This window comes from Amycolatopsis sp. NPDC051102 (assembly GCF_040682815.1).
Classification (GTDB): Bacteria; Actinomycetota; Actinomycetes; order Mycobacteriales; family Pseudonocardiaceae; genus Amycolatopsis.
On sequence record NZ_JBFBBT010000013.1, the window covers coordinates 1 to 15,651 of the forward strand.

Annotated in this window: 19 protein-coding genes; 12 read left to right on the top strand and 7 right to left on the bottom strand. The window is 72.3% G+C overall.

Annotation, left to right across the window (positions count from 1 at the left end):
- Nucleotides 1–94: 94 nt before the first annotated feature.
- Both infA and AB0M93_RS30820 read right to left on the bottom strand, forming a co-directional pair.
- Complete coding sequence (gene infA / locus AB0M93_RS30815) at nt 95–307, bottom strand: translation initiation factor IF-1 (RefSeq protein ID WP_364279590.1); 213 nt, start codon at nt 305–307, stop codon at nt 95–97.
- A complete protein-coding gene (locus tag AB0M93_RS30820) occupies nt 307–999 on the bottom strand; it encodes a GNAT family N-acetyltransferase (protein WP_364279593.1) in 693 nt (230 codons plus the stop codon). The genes infA and AB0M93_RS30820 overlap by 1 nt, the downstream gene beginning before the upstream one ends.
- A gap of 250 nt (nt 1,000–1,249) precedes the next feature.
- Here AB0M93_RS30820 and AB0M93_RS30825 point away from each other — a divergent pair, with 250 nt between their 5' ends.
- Both AB0M93_RS30825 and AB0M93_RS30830 read left to right on the top strand, forming a co-directional pair.
- Entirely contained in the window at nt 1,250–1,876 is a 627-nt protein-coding gene (locus AB0M93_RS30825) for a glyoxalase (protein WP_364279595.1), read from the top strand.
- A 57-nt stretch (nt 1,877–1,933) separates the two neighbouring features.
- Nucleotides 1,934–2,731 (top strand): DNA-formamidopyrimidine glycosylase family protein, encoded by a 798-nt coding sequence (locus AB0M93_RS30830; RefSeq protein ID WP_364279597.1) that lies wholly within the window; start codon nt 1,934–1,936, stop codon nt 2,729–2,731.
- On the opposite strand, the gene AB0M93_RS30835 is transcribed toward AB0M93_RS30830, so the two are convergent.
- Entirely contained in the window at nt 2,728–3,186 is a 459-nt protein-coding gene (locus tag AB0M93_RS30835; protein ID WP_364279600.1) for a DinB family protein, read from the bottom strand. The genes AB0M93_RS30830 and AB0M93_RS30835 overlap by 4 nt on opposite strands.
- Before the next feature lie 75 nt (nt 3,187–3,261).
- Here AB0M93_RS30835 and AB0M93_RS30840 point away from each other — a divergent pair, with 75 nt between their 5' ends.
- Nucleotides 3,262–4,056 (top strand): PIG-L family deacetylase, encoded by a 795-nt coding sequence (locus AB0M93_RS30840; RefSeq protein WP_364279603.1) that lies wholly within the window; start codon nt 3,262–3,264, stop codon nt 4,054–4,056.
- Nucleotides 4,057–4,447: 391 nt separating this feature from the next.
- Nucleotides 4,448–5,446: an S-methyl-5-thioribose-1-phosphate isomerase gene (mtnA, locus tag AB0M93_RS30845; protein ID WP_364279606.1), complete on the top strand. Its 999-nt coding sequence runs from the start codon at nt 4,448–4,450 to the stop codon at nt 5,444–5,446.
- On the opposite strand, the gene AB0M93_RS30850 is transcribed toward mtnA, so the two are convergent.
- Entirely contained in the window at nt 5,403–5,618 is a 216-nt protein-coding gene (locus tag AB0M93_RS30850) for a ferredoxin (protein WP_364279609.1), read from the bottom strand. The genes mtnA and AB0M93_RS30850 overlap by 44 nt on opposite strands.
- Nucleotides 5,619–5,620: 2 nt before the next feature.
- Nucleotides 5,621–6,811, bottom strand: coding sequence for a cytochrome P450 (locus tag AB0M93_RS30855; protein ID WP_364279612.1), 1,191 nt, complete (start codon nt 6,809–6,811; stop codon nt 5,621–5,623).
- A 114-nt stretch (nt 6,812–6,925) separates the two neighbouring features.
- On the opposite strand from AB0M93_RS30855, the gene AB0M93_RS30860 reads away from it, so the two are divergent.
- Genes AB0M93_RS30860 through AB0M93_RS30875 form a run of 4 tightly spaced genes read left to right on the top strand, consistent with a single transcriptional unit; the run spans nt 6,926 to nt 9,445 of the window.
- Nucleotides 6,926–7,435, top strand: a complete 510-nt coding sequence (locus AB0M93_RS30860; protein WP_364279614.1) for a PadR family transcriptional regulator — start codon at nt 6,926–6,928, stop codon at nt 7,433–7,435.
- Complete coding sequence (locus AB0M93_RS30865) at nt 7,432–8,637, top strand: cytochrome P450 (protein ID WP_364279617.1); 1,206 nt, start codon at nt 7,432–7,434, stop codon at nt 8,635–8,637. The genes AB0M93_RS30860 and AB0M93_RS30865 overlap by 4 nt, the downstream gene beginning before the upstream one ends.
- Before the next feature lie 2 nt (nt 8,638–8,639).
- Complete coding sequence (locus AB0M93_RS30870) at nt 8,640–8,837, top strand: ferredoxin (RefSeq protein WP_364280133.1); 198 nt, start codon at nt 8,640–8,642, stop codon at nt 8,835–8,837.
- 44 nt (nt 8,838–8,881) lie between these two features.
- Nucleotides 8,882–9,445: a TetR family transcriptional regulator gene (locus AB0M93_RS30875; protein WP_364279619.1), complete on the top strand. Its 564-nt coding sequence runs from the start codon at nt 8,882–8,884 to the stop codon at nt 9,443–9,445.
- On the opposite strand, the gene AB0M93_RS30880 is transcribed toward AB0M93_RS30875, so the two are convergent.
- Entirely contained in the window at nt 9,446–12,181 is a 2,736-nt protein-coding gene (locus tag AB0M93_RS30880) for an FAD-binding and (Fe-S)-binding domain-containing protein (protein WP_364279622.1), read from the bottom strand.
- Nucleotides 12,182–12,238: 57 nt separating this feature from the next.
- Between AB0M93_RS30880 and AB0M93_RS30885 the strand changes: the two genes are divergently transcribed.
- A complete protein-coding gene (locus tag AB0M93_RS30885) occupies nt 12,239–13,048 on the top strand; it encodes a PHP domain-containing protein (RefSeq protein ID WP_364279625.1) in 810 nt (269 codons plus the stop codon).
- 32 nt (nt 13,049–13,080) lie between these two features.
- Here the strand turns inward: AB0M93_RS30885 and AB0M93_RS30890 are convergent, their stop codons facing one another.
- Nucleotides 13,081–14,094 (bottom strand): Glu/Leu/Phe/Val dehydrogenase dimerization domain-containing protein, encoded by a 1,014-nt coding sequence (locus AB0M93_RS30890; protein WP_364279628.1) that lies wholly within the window; start codon nt 14,092–14,094, stop codon nt 13,081–13,083.
- A gap of 79 nt (nt 14,095–14,173) precedes the next feature.
- Here AB0M93_RS30890 and AB0M93_RS30895 point away from each other — a divergent pair, with 79 nt between their 5' ends.
- From AB0M93_RS30895 to AB0M93_RS30905, 3 genes are all read left to right on the top strand, one after another.
- Nucleotides 14,174–14,629 carry an Lrp/AsnC family transcriptional regulator gene (locus tag AB0M93_RS30895; protein WP_364280136.1) on the top strand — a complete coding sequence of 152 codons (456 nt, stop codon included), beginning with the start codon at nt 14,174–14,176 and terminating at the stop codon, nt 14,627–14,629.
- Nucleotides 14,630–14,768: 139 nt separating this feature from the next.
- Nucleotides 14,769–15,026 carry a hypothetical protein gene (locus AB0M93_RS30900; RefSeq protein WP_364279631.1) on the top strand — a complete coding sequence of 86 codons (258 nt, stop codon included), beginning with the start codon at nt 14,769–14,771 and terminating at the stop codon, nt 15,024–15,026.
- A gap of 40 nt (nt 15,027–15,066) precedes the next feature.
- A complete protein-coding gene (locus AB0M93_RS30905) occupies nt 15,067–15,639 on the top strand; it encodes a GNAT family N-acetyltransferase (RefSeq protein ID WP_364279633.1) in 573 nt (190 codons plus the stop codon).
- Nucleotides 15,640–15,651 lie beyond the last annotated feature (12 nt).

Genomic DNA, 15,651 nt, shown 5'->3' on the forward strand with positions numbered 1-15,651 from the left:
GCGACCGCGCGCTTGTTCAATTTTTGTCTGGTTTTTTTGGGGGGGCTGGGGCGCCCGGGGCGGCGGCCCCCGGCCCCCCGCCTCCGCTACCGCACTACGTCCGGTAGCGGAACAGGATCCGCCCCCGGTTCAGGTCGTACGGGCTCAGCTCCACCAGGACCCGGTCGAACGGCAGGATCTTGATGAAGTTCTTCCGGATCTTCCCGCTGATGTGCGCGAGCACCTTGTGCCCGTTCTCGAGCTCCACCCGGAACGTCGCCCCGCGCAGGCACTCGACCACCGTGCCTTCGACTTCGATGCCGTCCATCAGCGCAACACCAGCTCGAGGTTGCTGCCGGCCCGCCGCGCTCCGGCGCCCTCGAACAGCGCCACCGCCGCCAGGTTCGCCTCGTGCACTTCGGCCGAAACCGTCCGGATTCCCTTGTAGTACAAGGTGTCCAGCACGGAGGTGAGCAACGCGCGGCCGATCCCGCGGCGCTGCCAATCCGCGCGGACCGCGATCAGCCCGATGCGCGGCTGCCGTGTCACGGCCGCCAGCCGGACCAGCCCCACGTAGTCGCCCGCGGACTCCGCGACCACGTACTTCGTGACGTCCGGGACGTCGGGGCGGGGCAGGATCTCCGCCGGCATCTCCTGCCAGCCGACCGCCGCCGACACTTCGGCGCGGATGGTGTCCTCGAGGGCGCTCAGCCGGCGCTCGTCGGACGGCTGGGAGATTGTCACGTCCGCGGAAACGGCACCGCGGGCCGTGCCGAGGACGTACTCCCACTCACGGCGTCGCGTCGTGAATCCGGCCGTTTCCCAGCGGGCGCGCAGATCCGCGTCGGCTTCGTCGACCACTGTGTACAACGGCCTCGGCAGGGCCGGCAGCATGTCGGCCGCGAGCAGCGCGAAGTCCGCGTCGTCCCACGTGTCGATGCTGAGGAAGAGGCGTCCGTCCGGTCGCCGGGACACTTCCCCGCGGCCGGCCACGCCCGGTCGTTCGTGCAGATGGTTCATGGTGTCGCCTTTCGGAAGCCGGTCGTAGCGCTCCCGGCGACACCTGCGTCAGCCGCCCGCCCGTGACGACGAGGGGGAGCACCCATTGCGTACAACGTTCACGGGTCTCACCTCCTCGGGCCGGGTCACGGTCAGGGGAAAGCTACCAGCCGCGCGCGCGTCCCGCCCAGCCCTTTTCCGGCGACGGGCCGCCAGGACCGGTCAGGAATCGAGAAGCGCCGGTCAGCGCGCCGCACCTAGCGTTACCGGCATGACGAACAGCGAAGTCATCACCCTCGAAGTCACCGATCCCGCCGCCGCCGAGCGCTTCTACGCCGACGCCTTCGGGCTCACCAGCCAGCTGCGCTTCCGCGTCTCGGACGCCCCCAGCGACGGTTTCCGCGGCTTCACCCTCTCCCTCACCGTGCCGCAGCCCGCCGACGTCGACTCCCTCATCGGCACCGCCCTGGCGGCCGGCGCGACCACGATCAAGCCCGCCACGAAGTCCATGTGGGGCTACGGCGGCACCGTCCGGGCGCCGGACGGGACGATCTGGAAGCTCGCCACTTCGGCCAAGAAGAACACCGGGCCGGCCACCCGCAAGATCGACGCCGTCGTGCTGCTTCTGGGCGTTGCCGACGTCGCCGCGAGCAAGAAGTTCTACGTCGGCCGCGGCCTCGCCGTCGGCAAGAGCTTCGGCAAGGTGTACGTCGAGTTCGAAGCGGGATCGAGCCCGGTCAAGCTGGCCCTGTACCGGCGCAAGGCGCTGGCCAAGGACGCCGGCGTCCCGCCCGAGGGCAGCGGCTCGCACCGGATCGCGGTCGGCGGCGCGGCCGAGCCGTTCACCGACCCGGACGGGTTCGCCTGGGAGACCACCGCCGCCGCGAGCCGGTCCTGACCGGCCGCCGGACCGCGTCGCGCGGCGTGACCGGCGTCCGTGCCGGAGACTGGCCGGGTGCCCGAACTCCCCGAAGTCGAACTCGCCCGTCAGGTCCTCGCCGGCGCCCTCGGCCGGGAGATCCGGGACGTCGACGACCACGACGACTGGGTCTGCCGTCCCCACGCGCCCGGGGACATCGCCACCGCGTTGCGGGGTGGCCGGCTCACCGAGGCGCACCGGCGGGGCAAGACGCTCTGGTGTGAAACAGAAAGCCGGGAGGGGCAGCCCGGCCCGAACCTCGGGCTGCACCTCGGGATGGCCGGCCAGCTGCGGTTCGCGGGCCACCGCGGACCGCCCGGTCCCCGGCGTTTCCGCGACCGCGACGAGAAGCCCGAGTGGTTCCGGTTCGGGATCACCTTCGCCGACGGCGAACAGCTGCGCCTGTTCGACACGCGGCGGCTGAGCCGGGTGCGGCTCGACCCGGACCTGGACACGCTCGGCCCCGACGCCGGGGAGATCTCGCGCCGGGACTTCGCCGACCGCGTCGGCCGGGGGCGGGCGCCGCTGAAGGCGCGGCTGCTGGACCAGTCCGTGGTGGCCGGGATCGGCAACCTGCTGGCCGACGAAACCCTTTGGCAGGCCGCGCTGCACCCGGCCCGGCCGGTGCACGAGCTGACCGGCGACGACCTCGCCGACCTGCACAAGGCGCTGCGGAAGGCACTGCGTGCGGCGATCCGCCACGGCGGCGTGCACACCGGCGAAATCATCGGCCACCGCCGCGCGGGCGACCACTGCCCGCGCTGCGGGGCGGAGATGAGCCACGGCACCGTCGGCGGCCGGTCGACCTGGTGGTGCCCGAAGGAACAGTCCTAGCGCGGGCCCAAGCCGGTGCGGCCGTCGAGCAGCTCCCGCGCCACGTCCAGGTGGCCGGCGTGCCGCGCCGTCTCCTCGATGAGGTGCAGCACGACTCCGCGCAGATCGGTGATTTCGTCGCCGAGCGGGCCGGGGTGACGCCCTTTCGGCGTCGCGGACAGCGGCGTCGCGGCGAAGATTTCGTCGGACCGGCGGCACTGTTCGCGGTAGTAGGCGAAGACTTCCGCCGGGGTTCGCGGCGCGTGTTCGCCGGGGTCCGGCCCCGCGGCGCCGGTGACGATCTCCCGGAACCAGTGCCATTCCGCGTCCCCGAGGTGTTCCACCATGCCCGACGGGGTCCAGCCGGACGGGAGGACCGCCGTCGTCAGGGCTTCCTCGCCGAGGCCGTCGACGATCGCCAGGACACTGGCGCGCTGGGCCCGCAGGAACGCCAGCAACGTGGTCTTCTCGCTCACGGTCGCGGACCTTAGCGGGCTGGAGCGCATCCTCGCGGGCGGTTTTTGTCGGGGGTTGCCGGTAACGTCGCTGACATGGGAACACTGGTCACCTTCCACGCCCACCCGGACGACGAGTGCCTCCGCACCGCGGGCGTCATGCGCAAGGCCGTCGAAGAGGGGCACCGGGTCGTGCTCGTCGTCGCCACGAAGGGCGAGGTCGGCGAGGTACCCGACGGCTTCCTCGCCGAGGGCGAGAAACTGGAGGACCGCCGCGTCCAGGAGGCGCACGCGGCCGCGGAGATCCTCGGCGTCGAGCGCGTCGAGTTCCTCGGCTACCGCGACTCGGGGATGATGGGCGAGCCGACGAACGAGGACCCGGCCTGCTTCTGGCGCGCCGACGTCGAGAAGGCGGCCGAGCAGCTGGCGGCGATCCTGCGCGAGGAGTCGGCGGACGTCCTGACGGTGTACGACGACAACGGCGACTACGGCCACCCGGACCACATCCAGGTCCACCGCGTCGGCATCCGCGCGGCCGAGCTGGCGGGCACGCCCCGCGTCTTCCAGGCGACGTTCAACCGCGAGTTCATGCAGCGCGGCTTCGAGGCGGCGGTGGCGAACGGCCAGATCCCCCCGGAGGCGGCCCCCAAGCCCCCGGAGAACGTGGAGTTCGGCAAACCGGAGGCCGAGATCACGGCGGCGGTCGACGTGTCGAAGTACGCACCGGTGAAGCGCGCGGCGATGCGGGCCCACCCGAGCCAGATCAGCGAGGACATGTTCATGCTGGCCATGCCGGACGACGCGTTCACGTTCGCGTTCGGCACGGAGTGGTTCATCCGCGCGGGCCAGGGCCCGGGCATCACGGAAACCGACCTGATGGCCGGGCTCTGACCCCCGCCCGCCGCGGGCCGGGCAGGGCCGCCGGTCGGGGTGAGGGCCAGGGCAAGGCGGCCGGTCCCGTGATGCCCCGCCAATCACGAATGATGGCCCGCCAATCACGCGAGATGACTCCCCAATCACGCGAGATCGCCCTCCGATCACGCGAGTTCCGGCCTCGATCACGCGAGTCGACCCTCCAGGTACGCGAGCCGACTGTTCCGGTACGCCGCACTCGCGTGACCGAGCCCGTCACTCGCGTGATTGAGCGCGTAACTCGCGTGATTGGACGGACATCTCGCGTGATTGGCGGGCCATCTCGCGTGACTGGGCGGTCATCACGTGTGTCCGGGCTGGTCGTGACGTTGAATGGTCTGGGACGTCGGGGCCGAGTTCGGGAGGGCGTGTGCGCAGGACCATCGACTGGGTGGATGGTGCCGTTGTCATCATCGACCAGACCGCGCTTCCCGGTGAGTTCCGGCTGCTCGAGCTGCGGAGCGTCGGTGCGCTGGTCGATGCCATCCGGCGGCTCGCCGTCCGCGGGGCTCCCGCGCTCGGGGCCGCCGGGGCCTTGGGTGTCGCGCTGGCCGCGCAGGCCGGCGGGGACGTTCGCGAGGACGCCGAGCTGATCGCCCGGGCGCGGCCCACCGCCGTCAACCTCGCCTGGGGCGTTGAACGCGCCCTCGCGAAGCTCGGCGAAGGCGCCGACGCCGTCCTGGCCGAAGCCCGGGCCCTGCTCGACGAAGACGAGCTGCTCAACGAGACCGCGTCGAGGCATGCCGCCGAGGTTGTGCTCGCCGAGTGCCCGCGACGGCCGCTTCGGCTGCTCAGTCACTGCAATGCCGGGCGGCTGGCCACCGTCGGGTGGGGCAGTGCCCTCGGTGTCGTCTGGCACCTGCACACCCGCGGGCTCGTCGAAGAGGTTCTCGTCGACGAGACGCGGCCGCTGCTCCAAGGGGCCCGGCTGACGGCCTGGGAACTCGCGCAGGCGAACGTTCCCTACCGCGTCCAGCCCGACGGGGCCGCCGCCGCTGCCATGGCGCGGGGGCTCGTCGACTGCGTGCTCGTCGGCGCCGACCGGATCGCCGCGAACGGGGATGTCGCCAACAAGATCGGCACCTACGGGCTGGCCATCGCCGCGCGCCACCACGGGGTGCCGTTCGTCGTGGTCGCTCCTTCGTCCACAGTGGACCTGGAACTACCGGACGGCGCGGGCGTCGCCATCGAAGAACGCGACGCCCGCGAGCTCACCCACTACGGCGAGGTGCCGATCACGCCGCCGGACGCGGGCGTGTTCAACCCCGCCTTCGACGTCACCCCGCACGAGCTCGTCACCGCCGTCGTCACCGAGCACGGTGTCTTCAGGGGCGCGGGCCGATCTCGCGGCCGCCGTCGGTCACCGTGATCGCCATGGCCGGGCAGGAGTCCGCCGCGTCGAGGACCGTTTCGTCCGCCTCGACCGAGGACGTCAGCGTGTGCGCGACCGGTCCGTCGAGCACGAACACCTCCGGCATCAGCGCCGCGCACATCCCCGAGCCGATGCAGACGTGCTCGTCGACTTCCACCTGCCAGGTCATGGTCACCATCCGATCGGCATCGTCCGCGGTCCGCGGACGAGCATCTGCGTCTTCCACACGATATCGCCGGCCAGGTGCAGCCCCGGCAGCTCGGTGACCAACGCGCGCAGCGCCTCCTGCAGCTCCAGCCGGGCCAGCGGCGCGCCCAGGCAGTGGTGGACGCCGTGGCCGAAGCCCAGGTGGTGGTTCTCCGGCCGGTCGAAGCGCAGCTTCTCCGCGTCGTCGAACTGGAGCCCGTCGCGGTTCGCCGCGCCGATCGCCACCAGCACCGGCTCGCCCGCCCGGACCAGCGCGCCGCCGACCTCGACGTCTTCGGTGGCGTACCGCGCGAACCCCGCGCCCGCCCCCAGCGGCACGAACCGCAGCAGCTCCTCGACGGCGGCTGGGATCAGGTCCGGGTCGGCGCACAGCCGCTCCCACTGCCCTTCCTGGTCCAGCAGCGCGTAGACGAAGTTCGGGATCTGGCTCGCCGTCGTCTCGTGGCCGGCGACGAGGATGCCGACGCACAGGTCGACCAGCTCCAGCTCGGTCAGCCGGTCGCGGACGTCGCGGGCCTCGATCAGCGCCGTCATCAGGTCGTCCTGCGGCCGCTCGCGGTGTTCGGCGATCAGGCCGCGCATGTAGTCGCGCAGCTCTTCGCGGTTGCGTTCGAACTCCTCGGGCGTCAGCCTGCTGGTCGACAGGGCCGCGTCGCTCCAGACGCGGAACTTCGGCCGGTCGGCGACCGGGACGCCGAGCAGCTCGCAGATCACCGCGACCGGGATCGGCAGCGCGTAGGCGTCGACGAGGTCGGCGGGCGGGCCGGCCGCCTTCATCTCCGCGATCAGGCCGGCCGCCAGCGAGGCGACGCGCGGCCGGAGCAGCTCGACGCGGCGCACGGTGAACGCCTTCGCGACCAGCGTCCGCAGCCGTGTGTGGTCGGGCGGGTCCATCTGGAGGATGCCGCCGTCGCGGACCGCCGGCGAGCGGCGCGGCGCGTCCTTCTCCTTCTCCATCGCCCGGGAGAACCGGCGATCGCCCAGCACCAGCCGGGCGTCGGCGTAGCGGGTGGCCAGCCACGCCGGCTCCCCGTAGGTCATCTTCACCCGGATCAGGCCCTCGGCGTCCCGGGCGGCCGCGTAGGCCTCGTTCAGGTCGAGGCCGGCCTCCTCGTTGAACGGGTACGCGAGCGGCTCGGCGTGGGTGGCGGTCATGCGGGAACCCCCGTGCTCGATTGTAAGCAGCTGCTTACAACGCTACACAGTTTCTCCCCACCTGTCACGATCCGCCATTGCCCGGTCACCGGACCCTAGGTTACGGTGACCTAGGTGTGGATCGAGATCCTCCTGCTGTCGAAGCTGGCCGCCGAGCCGATGCACGGTTACGAACTCCGCAAGGCCGTGGAGGCGTCGACCGGTCACACCCTGTCCAACAACTCGCTCTACCCGACCCTGCGACGCTTCGTCGACGCGGGCGCGGTGAGCCGCAGCGCCGAGGAGCAGGAGGCCAAACCGCCGCGGCACGTCTACACGATCACCGACGTCGGGCGGGAACTGCTGCACGACATGCTCGCGGACTTCCCGGCCGACCTGGCGCTCAACGAGCCCGAGTTCCTGGCCCGCGTCGGGAACTTCGCCTGGCTGCGCCCGCCGGAACGCAGGCGCGTGCTCGAGACCCGCAGGCAAGCGCTCACCGCCGAGCAGGCCCGGCTCACCGGGCTCGCCGCCGGGCAGGCCGACCCGTGGAGCCGGGCCGCGCTGCAGCACGTGCTCGGGAAGTTCGACGCCGAACTCCGCTGGCTCGCCGACCTCACCACCGACCCGAGGGAAGACGCATGACCACCACCGAAGAAACGCCACGCCTGCCCTTCGCCCGCGCGAACGCGCTCGCGATCGCCCCGGACTACGAGGTCCTCCGGCGGCAGGCGCCGGTGACGCGGGTGCTCACGCCGGCCGGCGACCCGGCCTGGCTGGTGACGTCCTACGAGGAGGCCAAGGAGGTCTTCCGCGACCGCCGCTTCGGCCGGTCGCACCCGGCGCCGGAACAGGCGTCGCGGATCTCCTACGCCGCGGTTCAGGACGGCCCGAGCGGCGACTTCGAAACCGAAGAGCACGTGCACAAGCGGATGCGCCGGATGCTCGCGCCCGCGTTCTCCGCGCCCCGGATGCGCGCCCTCGGCGACCGCATCGCGGAACTCACCGACCGCTGCCTCGACGACATGGAAGCCGCGCGCGTGGGCGGCCCCGTCGACCTGACCGACTTCCTCGCGTTTCCGCTGCCGGTGCTGGTGATCTGCGAACTGCTCGGCGTGCCCTACGCCGACCGGGAGCACTTCCGCGGCCTGTCCGAGCGGATCGCCGTGATGGACGGCGGCGAGGACGCTCAGGCGGCGATGGCGGAGTTCATGGCCTACATGACGAAGCTGGCCGACGCCAGGCGCGCGGACCCGCAGCCCGACGTCATCTCCGACATGGTCGCGGTCCAGGCCGAGGACCCGACGTTCACCGACGAGGACCTCGCCCGGATGGGTGCCGGGCTGCTGTTCGCCGGCCACGAGACGACGTCGACGCGGATCGCGATGGGCACGCTGTTCCTGCTCGCCGACACCGCCCGCCGCGACCGCTTCGCCGCCGACCCCGACGGCGAGGTGAACCAGACCGTCGAGGAGATCCTGCGGCTCACCGCCACCAGCGGCACCGGCCTGCTGCGGTACGCGCACGAGGACGTCGAGATCGCCGGGACGCGGATCAGGCGCGGCGACGCCGTGCTGATCTCCAGCGACGCGGCCAACCGGGACGCGGCGGTGTTCGCCGACCCGGACGGGTTCGACCCGGACCGGACGCCGAACGTGCACCTCGCCTTCGGCACCGGCGCCCACGTCTGCATCGGCGCCAACCTGGCCCGCACCGAGCTGCGCACGGTGTTCCCGAAGCTGTTCCGCCGCTTCCCGGGCCTGCGGCTCGCCGTCGGGGTCGACGAGATCCCGGTGCGCACCAACCGCGTGGCCGGCGGTGTCGAGCGCGTTCCCGTGGAGTGGTGAGCGTGCAGATCACCGTCGACACCGGCAGCTGCGTCTCGTCCGGGCAGTGCGTGCTGCTGGCGCCGGAGACGTTCGACCAGAACTCCGGCGACGGCACCGTCGTCCTGCTCGCGGCCGAGCCGCCCGCCGGCGAGGAGGACGCGGTCCGGCAGGCGGAACTGACCTGCCCGGCCGCCGCGATCCGCCTCTCCGGCGCCTAGGGTCCCCTCGCGCCCGCGTCCGGTTTGCCGGTTAGCCTGCTCCGATGAGCGAGCAGCCTGGGCGCAGACGGGACGCGGCCGCGACGCGGCAGGCGTTGCTGGACGCCGCCGCGAAGCTGTTCGCCGAGCGTGGCTTCGACCGGACGACCGTGCGGGACATCGCCAAGCTGGCCGGGGCCAACCAGTCGCTGCTGTTCCGCTACTTCGGCAGCAAGGAGGCGCTGTTCGAGGCGGTCATCGCCCGGTCGGGGCGCGAACAGCTCGCCGCCACCCCGCCCGAGCGGCTCTTCAGCACGTCGCTGCGCAGCATGCTGGCCCCGGAGGGGAACCGGAACCGGGCGCTGGAGACGTACCTGCGCTCGTCGGGCAGCGACGGCGTCGCGGCCGCGATCCGGCACGAGGTCGGCCGGGAGTACGCCGGGGTGCTCGCCTCGCTGACCGACGCCCCGGACGCCGAACTGCGCGCCGACCTCGCGCTCGCCTGGCTCATGGGCATCGCGCTGGTCCGCGAGATCTCCGGGCTGGAACCGCTGGCCGGCGCCGATCCCGACGACATCTGCCGGCTCGTCCTCGCCGCGACCAAGACGCTGCTGGAGCGCAGCGAATAGTCACGGCAGCGCGCGGCGCAGCAGTTCCGCCAGGTGCACCGGTGTCCGGCCCGACTCCTGGGCGATCTGCGTCCGGCAGCTGAAGCCGTCCGACACCACCACCGTCTCCGGCGAAGCCGCGCGGATCGCGGGCAGCATCCGGTCCTCCGCGACCGCCTTCGAGACGTCGTAGTGGCCGCGCTCGAACCCGAAGTTGCCCGCCAGGCCGCAGCACCCCGAGTCCAGCGTGGTGTTGCGGACACCCGCGGCCGCCAGCGCGGACTCGTCGGCGCCGAAGCCGAGGACCGCGTGCTGGTGGCAGTGCACCTGCGTGATCGCGTCGACATCGAGCGCCGCGAACGGGATCGGCGCCCGCTCGAGGAGTTCCGCGAAGGTGAACGTCCGCGAGGCCAGCAGTTCCGCGCGTGCGTCACCCGGTATGAGCGCGGGCAGGTCACCGCGGAACAGCGCCGTGCAGCTCGGTTCCAGGCCCGCTACCTCGTAGCCGTCCTCCAGATACGGCGTGAGCACGGAAAGCGTCCGGTCCAGCACGCGGCGGGCGACGCCGAGCTGGCCCGTCGACACCCACGTCAGTCCACAACAGACTCCGCGGTCCGGCAGCACGACGTCGTAGCCGGCCGCGGTGAGCACCTCGTGGGCGGCGTCGAGCACCGAAGGCGTCAGGTAGTTGTTGAACGAGTCCGGCCACAGCACCACCCGGCGCTCCCCTGTCGCCTTCCGCCGAAGATCCGCGCGTGACGACGTGAAAGGGGAAGCAGCGAACGAAGGCAGGGAACGTTCCGGCGCGATCCCGCCGAGCCGTTTCACCAGCCCCGCCAGCCGAGACCGCCCGACGGCGTTGGCCAGGCGCGGGGCAACAGCGCTGAGCCGCAGCCACAGCGGCAGCCAGCCCATCGAGTAGTGCGACGCCGGGCGCAGCCGCCGCCGGTAGTGCTGGTGCAGGAACTCCGCCTTGTACGTCGCCATGTCGACGTCGACCGGGCAGTCCGACAGGCACCCCTTGCAGGACAGGCACAGGTCCAGGGCGTCGCGGACCTCGGTGGAGCGCCAGCCGTCCGTGATGACCTCGCCGTTGATCATCTCCGCGAGCAGGTGCGCGCGCCCGCGCGTCGAGTGCTGTTCCTCGCGAGTCGCCCGGTAGCTGGGGCACATCACGCCGCCGCCACTGGTGTTGCGGCACTTCCCCACGCCGACGCAGCGCCGCATCGCCTGCCCGAAGTTCCCCCGGTCCTCGGGATAGCCGAGAAAGACGGTGTCCTCAATGGACTGTGACGTCGACCGCACCCGCAGATCGGCGTCGATCGGCCGGGGCGCCACCAGGATGCCGGGGTTCATCCGCCCGGCCGGGTCGAAGATCGCCTTGAAGCGCGCGAAGACGTCCAGCATCTCCGGGCTGTACATCCGCGAGAGCAGCTCGGACCGCGCTTGGCCGTCGCCGTGCTCGCCGGACAGCGAGCCGCCGTGCGCGGCGACGAGGTCCGCGGCCTCCTCCAGGAAGCGCCGGAAGTCCGCGATGCCGCCGGAAGACAGCAGATCGAAGTCCAGCCGCAGGTGCAGGCAGCCTTCGCCGTAGTGGCCGTAGACGACGCTGCGGCGGCCGTGCGCCCGCATGAGCTCCTTGAACTCGCGCAGGTACGCGCCGAGCCGTTCCGGCGGGACGGCGGCGTCCTCCCAGCCGGGCCACGCTTCCGAGCCGTCGGCGAGCCGCGTCGCGAGCCCGGCGCCTTCCTCGCGGATGCGCCACAGCCGGCGTTGCGCGGCCGGGTCGTCGAGGATCGCGAAGCCCGTCAGGTCGAGCGACGCGGCCAGGTCCCTCGCCCGCGCCGCCGGGTCGTCCCCGGCCAGCTCGACGAACAGCCACGCCCCGCCCGGCGGCAGGTCGGCCGCCCGGCCGGGGAGCATCGCGACGAGCTCGGCGTCCACGCCTTCGACGGTCAGCGGCGACCACGGCAGGATCGCCGGAACCGCGTCCGCCGCCGCGATGTCGGACGGGAACCCCAGCACGGCGAGCACCTTGCGGTCCGGGAGCCGGGCGAGCGAGACCGTCGCCTCCAGGATGGTCACGCACGTGCCTTCGGACCCGACCAGCGCCTTGGCGACGTCGAACCCGTTCTCCGGCAGCAGGTGTTCGAGGCCGTAGCCCGACACGCGGCGCGGCCACGTCGAAAGTTCCTTGCGCAGCAACGCCGGGTTGTCGCGCACCAGCGCGCGCAGCTCGTCGAAGATCCGGCCCTCGGCAGGCTCGTCCGGGCCCACCCGCAGCCGGGTGCCGTCGTAGAGCAGGACCTCCAGCGAGCGGACGACGTCGACCGTGCGCCCCCACGCCACCGAGTGCGAGCCGCACGCGTTGTTGCCGATCATCCCGCCGAGCGTGCAGCGGCTGTGCGTCGACGGGTCCGGACCGAACCGCAGGCCGTGCGGGGCCGCGACCGCCTGCAGGTCGTCGAGCACCGTGCCGGGCAGCACCCGCGCGAGCCGCGCGTCCGGGTCCAGGGAGAGCACGCCGCCGAGGTGCCGGGACGTGTCGATCACCAGTCCCGGCCCGCACGCGTTCCCGGCGACGCTCGTGCCGCCGCCGCGCGCGATCACCGGCAGGTCACGATCGCGCGCGGAAGCGACCGCGGCGACGACGTCGTCGACAGTCCGCGGCAGCACCACGCCGCGGGGCACGTGGCGGTAGTTGGACGCGTCGGTGGTGTACAGCGCGAGCGTGGCGGCGTCGGTGAGGATCTCCACGCCCCCATTCAAGTCGACCGGGCCACCGCGCGCCGCACCCGTGCGACGATCCGCGGCATGACGATCGACCTGCACACGCACAGCACGGCCTCGGACGGGACCACGCCGCCCGCGGACCTGCCGCGGCTGGCCGCCGAAGCCGGGCTGACGGTCCTCGCGCTCACCGACCACGACACCTTCGCGGGCCTGGAGGCGGCCGGGCGGGCCGCCGCCGAGGTCGAGGTGGTTCCCGGGGTCGAGATCTCGTGCCGGCTCGACGACGCCGAGGTGCACCTGCTGGGGCTGTTCGTCGATCCCGGGCACGAGCCCCTGGCGGCCGAGCTGGCGCTGATCCGCACCGACCGCGACCGCCGCGGGGTGCGGATGGTCGAGCGCTGCCGGGAGCTCGGCGCACCGATCACCCTCGCCCGGGTGCGGGCGATCGCCGCGGGCGCGCCGCTCGGCCGGCCGCACATCGCCGCGGCGCTGGCCGAAGCGGGCATCTCCGACGCCTTCACCGCCGAGTGGATCGCCGACGGCGGCCGGGCCGACGTCCCGAAGCACGTGCTGGCCGCGGTGGACGCGATCGCGCTGGTCCGCGCGGCCGGCGGCGTGGCGGTGCTGGCCCACCCGCGCTCGGTCAAGCGGCGCGCCGAGGTGTCGGACGCTCAGCTGGCGGCCCTTCGCGAAGCGGGCCTCGCCGGGGTCGAAGCCGACCACCCGGAGCAGCCGCCGGAGGTCCGCGACGGGCTCCGGGCGGTGGCCTCGGACCTGGGGCTGCTGGTCACCGGATCGAGCGACTTCCACGGCGCCCGCAAGCCGGTCCGCCTCGGCGAGCGCACAACGTCACCCGAGGTGTTCGCCGCCCTCCGCGCCCGCCGGTCGTGAGTGGTAAGGCGGGTTGGAACGCGCCTTACCACTCACGAGGGGGTGAGCCGGCGTTCGGCCAGGGCGGCCGCCTCGTGCAGCGGGGTGGTCGCGTTGGCCTCCGCGGCGGCGAGGAGGGTGCGCACGGTGTCCTCGATCGTCTCGACGCGGGCGAGCGCGGCCTCGTGGCCGAGACCTTCGGCTTCGCGCGAAAGTGTGTACAGGATCCCGCCCGCGCTCGCCACGTAGTCCGGGATCCACAGCACACCGCGGGCGGCGAGGTCGTCGGCGACCGCGTCGGCGGTCAGCTGGTTGTTGGCCGGGCCGACGACGAGCGGCGTGTCGAGCCGGGCCACGGTCTCCGGGCTGAGCACCCCGCCGACCGCCGCCGGGATCACCACGTCGGCCGTCAGGCTGAGTGCCTTCTCCGGCTCCACCCAGGTCAGCCCCTGCTTTTCGGCGCCGGCTCGCTTGGCCGGGTCGATGTCGGAGACGACGACGTCGGCTCCCGCGGCCTGGAGGCTCGCCGCGAGGTGGGCGCCCACCGAACCGTGGCCGCTGATCACCACCCGGCGGCCCGCCATGTCCGCCGGGCCGGCCGCCCGGAGCGCCGCGAGCACGCCGACGGCGGTCGGGCCACTGGAGGAACCGGTTCCGCCCGCGGACTCGGGCGTGCAGAAGGCGTACGGCGAGGCTTCGCGGAGCACCAGCATGTCGGCCGGACCGGTGCCCACGTCCGGGCCCGCCTGGTAGCGGCCGCCGAACTCGGCGATGAGGTCGGCGTGGTCGAGCAGGACGGCCCGGCGCTCTTCGGGCGAGAGCACGCGGCCCGGCTCGGGCGCGATGACGCTCTTGCCGCCGCCGAACGCCAGCCCGGCGACGGCGCACTTCGCCGTCATGGCGGCCGACAGGCGCAGGACGTCACCGATGGCGTCTTCGAGCGTGGCATAGGGCTTGAAGCGGCAACCGCCGACGGCGGGACCGAGCACGGTCGAATGGACGGCCACCATCGTGGTGATGCCGGAACGCCGGCCCCGGCGGGCTACGAGCTGCTCATGTGCGGTCATGACGGCCGAAGTTAGAGTGACAATCGGCAGCCGAAGGTCGCTGCCGAACGAAATTCGGTACGACCGAGGAGGGCCGGTGCTGGACGAACTTGATTCGGCGATCGTGCGGCTGCTGCAGGAAGACGCCCGCCAGACCAACCGGGACATCGCCCGGAAGGTCGGCATCGCCCCCTCGACGTGCCTCGAACGCATCCGGCTGCTGCGTGAGCGTGGAGTCATCCGCGGCTACCACGCCGACATCGACCTGGCGAGCCTCAACCGCGGCGTCCGGGCGCTCGTCACGGCGCAGGTGCGGCCGCTGAGCCGGGCGGTGATCGATTCCTTCCAGCGGTCGATCGCCGAACTTCCGGAAGTGCTGTCGGTATACGTCACGGCCGGAAACGACGATTTCCTGATCGAAGTCACGACACCCGGCATCGACGCGCTGCACGCATTCCTGACCGACCGGCTCGCGTTGCGCCGGGAGATCGTCGGGTTCCGGACGTCGATCGTTTTCCGGCACCTCCGGAAGACGACGCTTGAACCGCTCCCGTAGGGGTACCCGGGGGTCACCCCGGCGCCGCGCGACACGCCACCCCTACGTGCACCCCTGAAATACCCGGGTTCGCACGCTGAAAGGCGGAAACTGTCGGTGGTGGGGCGTCTAATGGGCTCGAAGGGAAGGAGGCGCCGCCATGATCACCGCATTGAACCATCGTGAGCGGGCCACGTTGAGAGCCGTGGCCGAGGGCCACGCCGAGATCAGCTGCAGCTGCGAGCCCGACCTGTTCATCGACGGCCTGAGCTGCTGCGACCAGATCACCGTGCACCGGCTCGCGCGGCTCGGCCTGATCGCACCCGCGCACCCCGGCAAGTGCGGCGAGCGCGTGCCCGCCCTGCTCACCGAGGCCGGCTCGCAGGCGCTGGACGAGGTCCTCGCCGTCGCCGCGTAATCACGTTGCCACACTCTGGGGTTACTGCCAGCATCACCCGATGCACGTATTCCTCGAAACCGAGCGGCTGATCCTCCGCCGGTTCACCGAGAACGACGCCGACGCGCTCTTCGAGCTCTACGACGACCCGGCCGTCATGAAGTACCTCAATGGGGGACAGCCGGCGGACCGCGCCGAGATCGTCACCCTGGATCTTCCCGCGTTCCTCGGTTACTACGCGCGTTTCCCCGGTTACGGGTTCTGGGCGGCGATCGAGAAGCGCACCGGCGATTTCCTGGGCTGGTTCCATTTCCGCCCGCGCCCGCACGACCCGCCGGACGAGCCCGAACTCGGCTACCGCCTGCACCAGCACGCTTGGGGCAAGGGCTACGGCACGGAAGGCTCGGCCGCGCTGCTGGCGAAGGGATTCACCGAACTGGGGGTCACCCGGGTGACGGCGTCCACCATGGCGGTGAACACGGGCTCGCGCCGCGTGATGGAGAAGCTGGGGATGAAGTTCGTCCGCGCCTACTCGGAAGAGTTCCCGGAGCACGAGCGCGCCCCGGGCAGCGAGCACGGCGCAGTCGAGTACGCCATCACCCGCGAGGAGTGGGCTGCCGCAGCCGGGTCGTGAGTGGTAAGGCGA

Excerpts from the sequence above, each read along its gene's own strand:
- infA (WP_364279590.1), bottom strand. The coding sequence starts at position 307 with ATGGACGGCATCGAAGTCGAAGGCACGGTGGTCGAGTGCCTGCGCGGG.
- AB0M93_RS30820 (WP_364279593.1), bottom strand. The coding sequence starts at position 999 with ATGAACCATCTGCACGAACGACCGGGCGTGGCCGGCCGCGGGGAAGTG.
- AB0M93_RS30825 (WP_364279595.1), top strand. The coding sequence starts at position 1,250 with ATGACGAACAGCGAAGTCATCACCCTCGAAGTCACCGATCCCGCCGCC.
- AB0M93_RS30840 (WP_364279603.1), top strand. The coding sequence starts at position 3,262 with ATGGGAACACTGGTCACCTTCCACGCCCACCCGGACGACGAGTGCCTC.
- AB0M93_RS30850 (WP_364279609.1), bottom strand. The coding sequence starts at position 5,618 with ATGACCTGGCAGGTGGAAGTCGACGAGCACGTCTGCATCGGCTCGGGG.
- AB0M93_RS30855 (WP_364279612.1), bottom strand. The coding sequence starts at position 6,811 with ATGACCGCCACCCACGCCGAGCCGCTCGCGTACCCGTTCAACGAGGAG.
- AB0M93_RS30865 (WP_364279617.1), top strand. The coding sequence starts at position 7,432 with ATGACCACCACCGAAGAAACGCCACGCCTGCCCTTCGCCCGCGCGAAC.
- AB0M93_RS30875 (WP_364279619.1), top strand. The coding sequence starts at position 8,882 with ATGAGCGAGCAGCCTGGGCGCAGACGGGACGCGGCCGCGACGCGGCAG.
- AB0M93_RS30885 (WP_364279625.1), top strand. The coding sequence starts at position 12,239 with ATGACGATCGACCTGCACACGCACAGCACGGCCTCGGACGGGACCACG.
- AB0M93_RS30890 (WP_364279628.1), bottom strand. The coding sequence starts at position 14,094 with ATGACCGCACATGAGCAGCTCGTAGCCCGCCGGGGCCGGCGTTCCGGC.
- AB0M93_RS30900 (WP_364279631.1), top strand. The coding sequence starts at position 14,769 with ATGATCACCGCATTGAACCATCGTGAGCGGGCCACGTTGAGAGCCGTG.
- AB0M93_RS30905 (WP_364279633.1), top strand. The coding sequence starts at position 15,067 with ATGCACGTATTCCTCGAAACCGAGCGGCTGATCCTCCGCCGGTTCACC.